The organism is Mesorhizobium sp. CAU 1741, from assembly GCF_039839275.1.
Classification (GTDB): Bacteria; Pseudomonadota; Alphaproteobacteria; order Rhizobiales; family Rhizobiaceae; genus Aerobium.
Genome location: NZ_JBDOQP010000005.1, coordinates 128222 through 141293, shown reverse-complemented (window position 1 = coordinate 141293; position 13072 = coordinate 128222). Strand labels below are relative to the sequence as shown.

General features: G+C 64.9%; 10 protein-coding genes. 4 read left to right on the top strand and 6 right to left on the bottom strand.

Going from position 1 to position 13072, the window contains the following annotated elements:
* Positions 1-57: 57 nt before the first annotated feature.
* Entirely contained in the window at positions 58-975 is a 918-nt protein-coding gene (locus tag AAFN84_RS19610) for a DUF4214 domain-containing protein (protein WP_347516365.1), read from the bottom strand.
* 234 nt (positions 976-1209) lie between these two features.
* On the opposite strand from AAFN84_RS19610, the gene AAFN84_RS19605 reads away from it, so the two are divergent.
* A complete protein-coding gene (locus AAFN84_RS19605) occupies positions 1210-1674 on the top strand; it encodes a hypothetical protein (RefSeq protein ID WP_347516364.1) in 465 nt (154 codons plus the stop codon).
* A 54-nt stretch (positions 1675-1728) separates the two neighbouring features.
* Here the strand turns inward: AAFN84_RS19605 and AAFN84_RS19600 are convergent, their stop codons facing one another.
* From AAFN84_RS19600 to AAFN84_RS19590, 3 genes are read right to left on the bottom strand one after another with little or no spacing between them, the layout of a single operon-like run.
* Positions 1729-2775 carry a substrate-binding domain-containing protein gene (locus AAFN84_RS19600; RefSeq protein WP_347516363.1) on the bottom strand — a complete coding sequence of 349 codons (1047 nt, stop codon included), beginning with the start codon at positions 2773-2775 and terminating at the stop codon, positions 1729-1731.
* Positions 2776-2827: 52 nt separating this feature from the next.
* Entirely contained in the window at positions 2828-3814 is a 987-nt protein-coding gene (locus AAFN84_RS19595) for an ABC transporter permease (protein WP_347516362.1), read from the bottom strand.
* Entirely contained in the window at positions 3814-5319 is a 1506-nt protein-coding gene (locus AAFN84_RS19590; RefSeq protein ID WP_347516361.1) for a sugar ABC transporter ATP-binding protein, read from the bottom strand. The genes AAFN84_RS19595 and AAFN84_RS19590 overlap by 1 nt, the downstream gene beginning before the upstream one ends.
* Before the next feature lie 122 nt (positions 5320-5441).
* Here AAFN84_RS19590 and mtnK point away from each other — a divergent pair, with 122 nt between their 5' ends.
* The 3 genes from mtnK (at position 5442) to AAFN84_RS19575 (ending at position 11037) form a co-directional block, all read left to right on the top strand.
* Positions 5442-6710 carry an S-methyl-5-thioribose kinase gene (gene mtnK, locus AAFN84_RS19585; RefSeq protein WP_347516360.1) on the top strand — a complete coding sequence of 423 codons (1269 nt, stop codon included), beginning with the start codon at positions 5442-5444 and terminating at the stop codon, positions 6708-6710.
* Positions 6707-7798, top strand: a complete 1092-nt coding sequence (gene mtnA / locus AAFN84_RS19580) for an S-methyl-5-thioribose-1-phosphate isomerase (protein ID WP_347516359.1) — start codon at positions 6707-6709, stop codon at positions 7796-7798. The genes mtnK and mtnA overlap by 4 nt, the downstream gene beginning before the upstream one ends.
* A gap of 137 nt (positions 7799-7935) precedes the next feature.
* Complete coding sequence (locus AAFN84_RS19575) at positions 7936-11037, top strand: hypothetical protein (protein WP_347516358.1); 3102 nt, start codon at positions 7936-7938, stop codon at positions 11035-11037.
* A 15-nt stretch (positions 11038-11052) separates the two neighbouring features.
* Here the strand turns inward: AAFN84_RS19575 and AAFN84_RS19570 are convergent, their stop codons facing one another.
* Together AAFN84_RS19570 and AAFN84_RS19565 are read right to left on the bottom strand one after the other, a co-directional pair.
* Entirely contained in the window at positions 11053-11736 is a 684-nt protein-coding gene (locus AAFN84_RS19570; RefSeq protein WP_347516357.1) for a GntR family transcriptional regulator, read from the bottom strand.
* 112 nt (positions 11737-11848) lie between these two features.
* The gene (locus AAFN84_RS19565) at positions 11849-13072 is read right to left on the bottom strand and encodes a Xaa-Pro peptidase family protein (RefSeq protein WP_347516356.1); all 1224 of its coding nucleotides are present in this window, start codon (positions 13070-13072) and stop codon (positions 11849-11851) included.

The window sequence follows — 13072 nt, the reverse complement described above, 5'->3', positions numbered from 1 at the left end:
CCCCGGCGCGAGTGTCCGCGCCGCCGGGGACGCCCAGCACTGCCGATGCGGCAACCTCTACACCAGCCAAATACCGCCTTCGATCGCCGCGGCGGAGTTTGCTACGTTTTCGCCACTTTCGGAGAATTGGACCAGAAGGTCCACGCGGGAGAGGCCGGCCGTCAGTTGCCCGCCCCAATAGTCGAAGCCGGCCTGATCTGCCTCACGGTCGAGGACGTTGAGATAGAGCAGATTTATGATGTCGGAATCAGTCGGGTTCTGGCCGTAGATGTCGCGGAACTCGTTTGACGCCATGAAGCCGTTCGCGGCCTGCCCGAGCGAGACCCCCGCGTCTGCCTGTGCGACCCAATATGAAAGGCCCTCGCTATCCGGCGTACGGTCGAAAGCGGCCTGATAGAGGCGGTACATCTGCGACGCGTTGTCGTCGAAGGCGATGACGCCGTCGGCGAAGGCAACGCGCTCGACTGAGACGAGAGTGTCGTCTGATCCTTCGCCGCTGACGTAAAGCGCCTCGTTGTCGCGTGTGCGCTCATAGCTGGCCACCGGCATCTCATAGGCGACAGTGTCGATCCCCGAACCGCCGTCGATAAACTTCGACCCGCGATGACTGTAGATGGCGTCGTCGCCGCCGCCGGCGAACACCACGTCGTTCGACGTGCCGAGAAGGCCGATCACGTCGGGGCCTGCGAGGACCTCGTTGAATATCGTGGTCCAGTCATACTGGAAGAGCGGAGCCGGGTGGGCGAATTCGCTCAGTTCGAGGGTGATGTTGCCGCTGTTATCGAACTCTGCGTAATAGGTCGCCGTGCCGGACCAAAGCTCCGAGGCATAGTCAAAAGCAAAATCGCTCCCCAGAAAAACGGAGGAGCCGCCTGCGAACCCGATGTCGATGCGCTCCGGCGCCCAGTTGGTTATCCAGTTATCGACGCCGTGCTCGGAGAAATTGATGTACGCATTGCTGATGATTTTCGCCAACGATCTTTCCTCTCAGGGTTGTACTGAGGGAATATGGATCGGTAAGAATGATGGTCAAGAACGGCTCTCTAACGCCTCGTGACGTGTAGCAATCTCGCGTGAAAAGAGCACTGACGTCACGCGCCGGTGCGCCGCAAACGTGCCTTACTCATTTCCTAACGTGGACTGTGTGAGGGGCGATATCATGCAAATGAGAGGTGACCGTTGTCTTTAGATCGGCCTGTTTATCCAACCGTGGCACGTGTCGTCGTGCCGTTCGCCATGGCGCTATTGGCGACACCGCTGACGACCGCGTTTTCCTGGGCCGGCGAAACGGTGGGTGGCGACGGGTCGCAGATCGAACTGCAGCAACTGACCCGGGATGACATCGAAGGCGCCGACCTGTCAGGCGAACTCGTCTGCAGCTTCTCCGCCGACGACGCGCCTTTGCTTTACGCCACCGGCATCGTCGCCTCGGAAGAGCCGGCGCAGGGTGTCGTGAAGGTCTCCGATTATGTCGAGCGCATCGGCGCCCCGGGCGGGTTCGACGGCATGCTCGAGGATCCGACCTTCACCGGCCAGGGCAAGACCATCGACATCGCGCTGGCCGGGCCAGCCATCGGCGAGGGAGAATCCCCGCCCCGCCCGGCAACACTCACCTACCAGCGGGCCGACGGAGCCAGCCGCGTCTTCGACGGCCTTTGGCAATGCGGCCCGTGAGAGGCGCTGTGACAATCGCCGCCTGACCACGTGATCAGGCGGCGACGCTACTGCCTATTCGTTCGGGTTGGGCATCCAGTCCGGCATGGCGACGTCGGCATGGTTGAACTGCGGCATCTTCTCCGACAGTTCCTCCATGTTCTTGATGTCGCTATCGGTGAGCTCGGCCTGGGTGATCAGCGTCGGCGGCACGATGACGCTGGCGCCCGGCTCCTCGCCGGCGAGCATCATCGCCAGCGCGCGTACCGAGACCTGGCCGACGACGGCCGGGTTGGTGGCAGCCGTCGCCACCCATGACGAGCCGGGCTCACGCATCGCGGCGATGTCGGCGGTCGAGATGTCGGCCGAGTAGATCTTGATGTCGGATGAGAGCCCGGCCTCGTCGACGGCGATCTTCACGCCCTTGGCGAATTCGTCATAGGGCGCGAACACCACCTGCACTCCGGGATTGGCGGTCAGCACCGAGCGCGCCTGGTTGGCGACGGAGTTGGCGATCGGGTTGTCGAGCGTGCCGAACATCGCCACTTCCTCGATTCCCGGATAGCGCTCCTTGAACTCGCGCCAAGTCTCGTCGCGCCGATCGAGCGGGGCGATGCCGGCGACGTAGACATAGGCCGCCTTCCAGGCCTCGCCATTGTCCTCGATCGCCTGCTCCAGCGCCAGCCGGGCAAGGTCGCGGTCTGATTGCTCGATCTGCGGGATCGCCTCGTTCTCGACATTGACGTCGAAGGCGACGACCTTGATGCCGGCATCGACCGCACGCTGCGCGGCCTCCTTCATCGATTCCGTCAGGCCGTGCTGGATGATGATGCCGTCGACGCCAAGCGCGATCGCCTGGTCGACCATGTCGGCCTGCAGGGCCGCATCCTGGCGGCTGTCGAAGACCCGCAGGTCGACGCCAAGCGCGGCCGCCTGCGACTCGACGCCCGCCAGATAGGCCTGGAAGAAGTCGCCGGTCGAGAGATAGCGGACGAGGGCGATCTGCACCTCGCCTGCATTATCGAACGGCGCCGGGCGATCCTGCGCCATCGCCGGCAGTGCCATGAGGCCGGCGGCGGCCGCGAGGCCCAGCCTGTTGAAAGTCCTGCGTGTGATGCTCATGCTCATTTCCTCCACTTTTCTTGACTGCGAACCCGTGTCGGTCTGGTGACTTTCACCTTGCCCTGTTGGACAGCGCGAAGGTAAAGACGAGGGCGACGACCAGAACCGCGCCCTTGACGAAATCCTGCGTGTAATAAGGCGCGTTCATCATCGTCAGCCCCTGCAGGAGCACGCCGACGAAAAGCGCGCCGATGGCCGTGCCGAAGGCGTTGGGTTTGGCGGCGCCGAGCACCGCGAAACCGATCAGCGCCGCGGCAACGGAATCCAGCAACAGATTGTTACCCGATGCGATGTCGCCGCGTCCAAGCCGGGCGGCCAGGAGAATGCCGCCGATGGAGGCGAATATTCCCGAGATCACATAGGCCCAGATCTTGTATGCCTTGACCGGCGCGCCGGCGAGTTCGGCGGCCTTTTCGTTGGAGCCAACGGCGTACATCATCCGCCCGAAGCGGGTGAATTCGAGGAAGAACCAGATCAGCACGGCGAGAACGATCAGCACCACCACGGAGGTCGGCAGGAAGTTGTCGATGAAGAAGTCGAAGCGATGCCGGCCCAGCGCTAGGAAGTTGGCGCTGAACGTGCCGCCGGCCGTGGAGCCGTCGGGCATGGTCATGCCCGCGGCGATCGAGCGCCCTTCCGTGGGAATGCGTTGCAGGCCGATCAGCAGGAACATCATGCCGAGCGTCGCCAGCAGGTCTGGCACGCGCATGTAGACGATGATGATGCCGTTGACGAGGCCGACCAGCGCACCGATCGCCAGGCAGATGAGCACGGCGACGAGCGCGTTCTGCTCCAGCACCACCATGGCGTAGGCTGCCGCCATCATCGCCGTGGTTGCGACCGAGCCGATCGACAGGTCGAAGCCGCCGACGACGAGGGTGGCGGTGACGCCCAGCGCGAGGATGCCGGTGATGGCGACCGACTGGAAGATGAATACCGCGCTTTGCGGCGAGGCAAAACCCGGCGCCGCCACCGCGAAGAAGACGATCAGACCGGCCAGGAGGGTCAGGAACCCATAGCGGATGACGGTTTCGGCCATCAGGCGGCGCCTCGCAAGTCTTCGCCGGCGACCTGCGCCAGCAGTCTGTCCATGTCCAGGTCGGCGTTGCGGTGCTCGCCGACGATGGTGTGTTCCGACATCACCAGGATGCGGTCGGCCGTTTCCAGCGCTTCGTCCAGTTCCGTCAGGAACAACAGCGTCGCGCGGCCCGCCGCGCTCGCCCGCAGCTTGGCGGCGATGTCGCGGCGCGCGGCGATGTCGACACCCTGGAAGGGCTCGTCGAGGATCAGCAGCGAGGCCGGCTGCGACAGCCACCGCGCCACCATCACCTTCTGCTGGTTGCCACCCGAAAGCGTGTGCATCCGGTCGCGTTCGCCGCGGCAGACGATGCCGATATTGTCGATCTGTTCACGCGCGATCGCGCGCTCGAGGCCGGGCCGCGAGATGCCGGCGCGTGACAGCCTGCGCAGGAATGGCAGGCTGATGTTCTTGTAGACGTTGAAATCCCCGACGATGCCATTTTCGCCACGGTCCTTGGCAACGAGGAACACACCCTGCCGGATCGCATCGGCTGACGAGCGCGGCGTGTAGGCGCGGCCCTGAATTTCCATCGAGCCGGCCAGAGGGCGACGCGCACCGAAAAGCGTTTCTGCAAGCTTGGTCTTGCCAACCCCCACCAGACCGGTGATGGCGACCACCTCGCCGTCGCCCAGCGACAGCGAGAACGGCCTCGCCTGCGGCGCGATGCGCAGGCCCTGGGCAGAAAAGACGGGACGCGTCGCATCCATCACCGCAACCGTGGAAAGGTCCACCTTGCGCCCGAGCATCGCATCGACCGCGCCTTCGTAGTCCAGCGGCGCGCCGGTGAACACGCCGGCAATGACGCCGTCGCGCAGCGCCACGATGCGGTCGGCAATGCGGCGGATATCCGACATGCGATGCGAGATGTAGAGGATCGCAACCCCTTGGGCGCGCAAGCGCTCGACGACGGAAAACAACCGGTTGGCTTCTGAACTCGACAGCGACGAGGTCGGCTCGTCGAGGATCATCACCTTGGGCTCGTGCGCCAGGGCACGCGCGATCGCCACCATCTGGCGGTCGGCGAGCGACAGTTCGGCGATGCTGGCGGAAAGGTCGACATGCAGGCCGAGCCGCTCGGCAACCACCCTCGCCTCGCGGCGCACCCTGCGCGGATTGAAGAAGAACGGCGCGCCCTTGCCGCTGAGCCTGTCCATGGTCAGGTTGGTGGCGACGTCGAGGGATGCGACGACCCCGTCATTGATGTTCTGGTGCACGGTGACGACGCCAGCGCGAATGGCTTCCGCCGGCGAGGACGGGGCGAATGGCCGGCCGCCCAGCTCCATCGTTCCGCCGCCGCGCGCGTAGACCCCGCTCATGATCTTGACGAGGGTCGATTTGCCGGCGCCGTTCGCGCCCATCAGCACCGTGACGGTGCCGGCTGGCAAATCGAGGTCGACATCGCTCAGCACCCGGATCGGCCCGAACGACTTTTCCAGACCCGCAATGCGGAACATCGCTTCCATGAACGCCGACTCCTCCCGAAGACGACGCTACGGCACTGCATCAGCAATTGTCAACAGCATTGACAATTGCCAGCTCACTGACTAGCGTTTTTCGGACAGCACGCCATGACGGGAGGAATTGCATGGATGCCGGTTCGTTCGAAGCGCTGACCGTGGACACGCTGGGCCGCAGGCTTGGCGGTCTGGAAGCGTTGCGCGCACGGCTGGGCGACGACGTCGCGGCGTGGCGCACACGCGAGGTCGGCGACGGCAACCTGAACCTCGTCTTCATCGTCGAAAGCGACAAGGGCGGAGTGGTTGTCAAGCAGGCGCTGCCTTACGTGCGGCTGGTCGGAGAGAGCTGGCCCCTGCCCCTCAAGCGCTCGTACTTCGAATATCATGCACTGACGCGCCAGGCCGCCAGGGCGGGTGGCTCGGTGCCGGAAATCTTCCATTTCGACGAGGCGCAAGCGCTGATCGTGATGGAGTACCTGACCCCGCATGTGATCCTGCGGCGCGCGCTGATCGATGGCCGCCAACTGCCGAAGATCGCCGACGACCTCGCCCTGTTCATGGCGCGCACCCTGTTCCGGGGTTCCGACCTCGCCATGGAGACCCGCAAGCGCAAGGCGGACCTCGCGCTTTTCGCCGACAATGTCGAACTGTGCGACATCACCGAAAACCTCGTCTTCTCCGATCCCTATTTCGAAGCCGAGCTGAATGCGCACACCGCGCCGCAGTTGGACGGGATCGTTGCGCAGCTTCGCGCCGACCGCGACCTGAAGGTCACCGCGCAGCGCATGAAGCACCTGTTCGCCGCCAAGGCCGAGACGCTGCTGCATGGCGACCTGCACACCGGGTCGATCATGGTAACGGATACGGATACGCGGGTCATCGACCCCGAATTCGCCTTCTACGGGCCGATGGCCTTCGATGTCGGCATGTTGTTCGCCAATTTCTGGATGTCCTATTTCTCGCAATCCGGCCACGAGGAAGGCGGCAGCCGCGAGGCGATGCGCGCCTATCTGCTCGGCGTGCTGGAGCGTTGCTGGAGCGGTTTTCGCGTCGAGTTCTCGCGCCTGTGGCGCAGCGAACGCGACGGCATACTCTACCAGAAGAGCCTGTTCGAGGATCGCGGCGACGTGCTCGGCGCCGAGCAGGCGCTCGACGCGGTGATGCACGAGATGTGGACGGACCTGCTCGGCTTCGCCGGCATCGAGATCCACCGCCGTATCCTCGGCCTTGCCCACAATGCCGATTTCGAATCCATCGAAGACACCGACATCCGGGCGCGCTGCGAGGCGAAGGCGCTGCAATTTGGCCGCCAGATCGCGGTCAACCGCGCCCGAATGCATTCCATGACCGAAGCCAATGCGTTGGCAACGCTGATCGAGACAGGAGCGGTAGCGTGAGAGTAGGCGACAGGCACTTCCGTACCATCTGGCTGGCAGAGGATGGCCGTTCGGTCGAGATCATCGACCAGCGCCGGCTGCCGCACGACTTTCGCGTCGTCACCCTGTCCACGGTGGACGAGGTGGCCACCGCGATCCGCGACATGTGGGTGCGTGGTGCGCCCCTGATCGGCGTCACCGCCGCCTACGGCGTGGCGATCGCCATGCGCGAAGACCCGTCGGACGAGGCGCTGGCGGCCGTCTGGGAGACGCTGCACGAGACGCGGCCGACCGCGATCAACCTGCGCTGGGCGCTGGACGAGATGAAGCGGGTGCTCAAGCCGTTGCCGGCGGACCAACGCGCCGACGCGGCCTACGAGCGCGCCGCCGAGATCGCCGACGAGGATGTCGAGCTGAACCGCGCCATCGGCGCACACGGGCTCACCCTGATCCGCCAGATCGCAGCCTCCAAGAAGCCCGGCGAGAAGGTCAACATCCTCACCCACTGCAATGCCGGCTGGCTTGCGACGGTCGATTACGGCACCGCCACCGCGCCGATCTATCTCGCGGTCGAGGAAGGCATACCGGTGCACGTCTATGTCGACGAGACGCGGCCGCGCAACCAGGGCGCGCAGCTTACCGCGTGGGAGATGGCAGGCCACGGCGTGCCGCACACGCTCGTCGTCGACAATGCCGGTGGCCATTTGATGCAGCACGGCCAGGTCGACATGGTGATCGTCGGCACCGACCGCACCACGGCCAATGGCGACGTCTGCAACAAGATCGGCACCTATCTCAAGGCACTCGCGGCAAAGGACAACGACGTGCCATTCTATGTCGCCCTGCCCTCGCCGACCATCGACTGGACGGTCAATGACGGCGTCGCCGAGATTCCGATCGAGGAACGCGACGGCGACGAGGTCTCGCTGGTCTGGGGCCGCACCGCGGCCGGCGAGGTGCTGCAGGTCCGCATATCGCCGGAAGCCACCGGCGCGGCCAACCCGGCCTTCGACGTGACCCCGGCACGCCTGGTGACCGGACTCATTACCGAGCGCGGCGTCGCCGAGGCATCGGCCGAAGGATTGCGGCGTCTGTTTCCGGAGCGGTGAGCCCCGCTCGATCACCGCAATGTGGCGATAGCGCTGAACCCTGATAGTTGTAGCTCTGCCCCCAATCACGGGTGATGCGCTTGCGCTAGGCTTGCCGCGCCGGTGACCTGTGCCACCGGGCAAGGCGGGGGCGCATCATGACGCAGCTTGAGCGAGCAACCACATCGCGGCGCGATCCCGTCGCAGGTGTGAGCCTCAATGCCGGGTCGCCCATTCGAAGGCGCCACGCCGCCTCCGTGATCGCGTCGGCAAAGCGCGTGATCTGGATCACGGCGGCGGCCGGCAGCGGCAAGACGACCCTTGCAACCCAGATCTGCGAGCATCACGGTCAGGGTTTCGCCTGGCTTCGCGTCGAGCCACCCATGGCCAATATGGGTGTCTTCCTGACGGCGATGCTCGCTGCCTTCCGCAAGGCCTGTCCCGATGGTGAACTGCCCGCTCTGGCTTCCGAAAGCATTGCCGGGCCTGTCGACTATCTTCGACGCCTGATTGCCGCCGCCAGCAACAGCGGCGCGACGATGCTCGTGCTGGACGACACCCACACGCTGCCGGCAGGTGCGGCTCCGCTGCATGTCCTGGCTGAAGCCATGCGCGATGCGCCCGGCGCAATGCGCATCGTGCTGGTATCGCGGGAGCCGGCACATCCAGCCTGGCTTTGGTACACGGCCAACGACGAGGTCGCGACCATCGACTTCGAGGAGCTCAGGCTCGGTTTCGACGAAGCAAGTGCACTGATCGCACAACGGCCGGAATCCGATCGCGGCTGGACGGCGAAGACGCTGCTATCCGCCTCGGGAGGCTGGATCCTCGGCGCACGCCTCCTGCTCCAGGCTCCGCCCGGCACGGCTCGCGAAAGCCAGGCCGGATTGATCGAGCATGACATGTCGGGATTGCTGGACCTGATCGTCCAGGAACTCGTCGTGCCTTTGACGGATGACGACAGGCGCCTGCTCATTCACGTGGCGCAGATGCCAAACCTTCCCGCTCCGATCCTCGCCGAGGCGCTGGAGATGCCGCATGGCGGGCGGGCGCTGAACCGGCTGGTGCAGAACATGCTTTTCGTCGAACGCGATGGCCGCGGCCAGATTCAGGTCCACGACCTGTTGAAGGCGGCGCTGGCGCGGCGTTACGCCGACGAGCAGTCGCGCGAGGAACAGCAGCGCCTGCAGGCGCGAGCCGGGCGGGCATTGCTGGAGCGCGGCGAGATTGGCGACGGCCTGTCGCTGCTGGCGTCTTCGGAAGCCTGGGAACCGCTGTGCGAGGCGGTACTCGCTCACGCCAAGGCCATGAACGACGCTGGCGAACTCGGCGTCCTGCTCGCGGCCCTGGAGCAGGTCCCGCAGGAGCAACTCGGCATGCATGTCGGCCTGCGCTACTGGCTCGGCGTTTGCCTGCTCAGCATCAATCCGGTGCGCGCGCGCGAACTGCTCCACGACACGTTCCTCTCCGTGAAAGACGATATCGACAGCGATCTGCTCATCCCCGCATGGACAGCGCTGGTGGATGCCATCTGGCTCGAATGGGTCGACTGCACCCGCTTCGACGAACTGATCGCCATGCTGCCGGTGCTCGAGGAAAGCGCCGCGGCAAAGGGACCGGTCGCCGAATCCATGCTGGCGCGCGGCGCCTTTGCCGCCCTGTCCTTCCGGTGTCCGGCCAAGGAGGATTTCCCGAGCTGGGAGGAACGCAATCTCGGCTTCTTCTGGCGCCCGATGCCGCGGCACGAAACCATCCGGCGCGGCATCCAGTTGCTTTTCCGCTATTGCTGGGGTGATGGCGAGCGCTGGAAAGCCTCACAGGTCCGCAATCGCCTAAACTACGTGTTCGACGAGGAAAGCGCGCCTGTCGCGGACATCTGCACGCGCTACGTCGTCTCCACCGAATTCATGAGCCTTTTCGAACCGGATTCCGAGGAGGTGTTCCTCACACTCGAACAGGGTCTGTCTGCGACCGCCCGCCATCAGCAGGGATTCTGGGATGTCACCCTCATCAACGCGGCGCTCTACCGGGCCATGTCGCTCGAGGACCGCAAGCGCGCGCAGGGCTATCTGGCCTTGCTGGGAGAGCGCCTCGGACCGCACTCCAACCCGCATCATATCGCGATCCACGAGCATTTCCTCGGCTACGACCACTGGCTGGATGGGCGCCACGAAGGCGCGCTGACCCATGCCCTGGCAGCCTTTCGGGCCAGCGTGGCCACCGGCTTTTCGATTTCGCCGCTCTATTACGGCATCGCCGTCGCCGCGATCCTGCAGTCGATGGGCCGTCGCCGGGAGGCGCTGGCCTGGATGCGCCAGGCGCGCCGGCGCGCTGTCGAGCAGCGCAGCTTCATCCTCATCTTCCTCACCTGCCTGCGCGGCGCGGCGCTGGCGCTTTCGAGTTGCAGACCGCACCGAGCCGATATCTATCTCAGGGCGGCAATGGCTGCGGGCGCGTCGAAGCGCTTCTACATCCACCAATGGATCAGGCGGGATGAAATGGCGCGGCTGATGCAAAGGTCGCTCGCCGCCGGCATCGAGGCCGACTATGCGAGCGAGCTCATCCAAATCTTCGACCTTCCCGGCAATGACGCCGAAAGCAAATGCAACATCGCGCTCGTCACGCTCGGCCGCTTCGACATCGTCGTCGACGGCAAGTCGAGACTGATTTCGGCCAAGCCTCAACGCGGTCCCATGTCGCTGGCCGTGCATCTGGTTGCAGCCGGGCGCAATGGCGAGGACGCGGAAACGCTGATGGACCGCCTCTGGCCCGAGGCGGACGGGCAATCCGCGCGACGGCGCCTGAAGTCGACGGTCTACCGGCTGCGGCAGCTATTCGGCAACTCCGCCGCCGTGATCACCGCCGCAGGACGCGTGACGCTGAATCCCGCGGTCGTTGCGGTGGATTCCTGGAGACTCGAGGCGATCTCCGACAGCGCCGGCAGCGTGCCGGCAGCGTCGCGGCCGGATGTCATCGAGTTGTATGGCGGGGCATTCGTGCATCAATTCGGCGACCACGTGTCGCTACTCGTCTATCGCCAGCATCTGGAGCGCCGGTTCACGGCGCTCGCATCCGAGCAGGCCGAACATTTTTGCGAGCACGGGGACTGGGTGCGTGCACTTCATTCCGCGCGAACGGCGCTGGTTCGCGCCGGTCATGATGAGCGGCTGTTGATGCTGACCAGCCGTGCCGTCGATGCGCTTGGAAGCGACAATGAGCGGCAGTCGCTCAAGGCGCTGATGCACGACGAGCACCGCTAAGGCGAGCCCGTGCGCTCAGCCTGGACGGCTTTTCGAGACGAAATCGATCAACCGCTCGCAGGCGTAGAGGATATGGTGCCGGGTGCGCGCGGCCGCCAGGTCCGGGTCTCTCATCTGGCAGGCGCGGAGGATGTCTGCATGCTGCTTGTTGGCCTCGGCCATGCCGTCGGTCAATTCGAGCTGGTGACGCACGTAACGCTGCACAAGGTCGTTCGAGCGCGCCACGACCCAGAGGTAGTAGGGCCGGTTGCAGTCGCGGTACAGGGCGCCGTGAAACAGCGTGTTCAGGTCAGACCACAGGGCCGGATTGGTCTCGGTGGAAAAACGCTCATAGAGTTCGGCGGCGTCCTCCAGCGTCTTTGCGGACTGGTGGGGAACCGAAAGCCGGATCACATCCGGTTCCAGCAGCGCCCGGAACTCGAAGATCTCGCGAATTTCGTCGGGGTTCAGCCCTTTGACCACCACGCCGCGATAGCGCACCGAGGCGGCAAGGCCGGTGGCCTCGAGACGCTGCAGCGCTTCGCGCACGGGAATGCGGCTGACGTTGAACATGCGCGCCAGCGCGTCCTGGCGCAGCGACGCGCCCTCCGCCAGCTTGCCGTGGAGGATGGCCTGCCGGAGCGCGTCAAAGATCACGTTCGCCGGCGATGGCGACGTGCCCAGATCGATCGTTGCCACATTGAGCTTCTCCTCCGCCATGTCCTGTCCCTTGCTCGCATGCCGACCGTGTGTTGTCGCTACATGCAATTATGGCGTGCATTAATCAACCGCGCGCGGCCCTCCCTTCGCGCGGTGAACCTACGACATCAAATCATGATGCGGTCTCATGGCCGAAAGGGTCGTCGACGCTTGCCGCGGGCTGGGTAAACCAGTGCGCACCGTCCTCGGCCATGTAGGCGCAATCCTCCAGCCGGACGCCGAACTCGCCATAGATGCAGATCATCGGCTCGACCGAGAAGCACAGCCCCGTTTCCATCGGACGCTTGTTGTTGCGGACCATGTAGGTGTCCTCGTGCACCTCCAGGCCGATTCCATGGCCGGTGCGGTGCGGCAGGCCGGGCAGGCCATACTCCTTGGCGAAACCGGCCGCCTCGATGGTGCCGCGCGCGGCAAGGTCGACGGCCTCGCAAGGCGCGCCATGCACGGCGGCGGCAAAGCCGGCCGCCTGGGCAGCTTTCTCCAGTTCCCAGATCTCGCGCTGTCTCTTGCTGGCGTCGCCATAGACATAGGTGCGGGTGATATCGGCGCGGTAGTCGCCGACGAAGCAGCCGAAGTCCATCAGCACCATGTCGCCATCCTTGAGCGTCTGGCCGTAGGGCACGCCGTGCGGATAGGCGGTGGCTTCGCCGAACTGGACGGCCGGACGCCCGCCCGGGGACGTTCCGCCGCAGCGGTCGAACGCCTGGAGGATGAAGTCCTGCACCTGGCTGGTGGTGATGCCTTCGTGCAGGATGCGCGCCGCGGCCTTGTGGATTTCCAGCGTGATCTCGTTTGCCCGCTGCAGCAGCGCGATCTCCTGCGGGCTCTTGTACATGCGGCACTCTGCGGTCACCGCCGACCCGTTGGTCAGCTCGAAGCGGTTGCCCGCCTTGCGCAGGCCATCCGCGGTGAAGAATGGCGTGGCCGGATCGATCGCCAGGACTCCGGAATCGATGCCCAGGCTCTCGACGGAGTCGATGACGAGCGCCGTGGGGTCTTCATGCTCCTCCCAGCCGCGGATATCTCCCTTCACGACGACCAGCGTTTCGGTCTTCGGGATCTCGAAGACGGGGCTCAGGTAGATCAGCGGTCCATCCACCGGGATGATCGCCCCATGGAGGCGCTCGGTCGGCTTGAGACGCATTCCGGTAAAGTAAAGCAGGCTGGGCGACGTATCGAGATAAAGGGCGTTGATGCCCTTTTCCTTCATCAGCGCGCGGGCGCGCTCGATCCTGGCCTCATGTTCCTCCGGCTGGATTGTTTCCACACCCTGGGCAAGGTTGATCATGCGCGCCAGTTCGGCTTCCGCCGTCGATCCGCCAACACCTATCGTCAT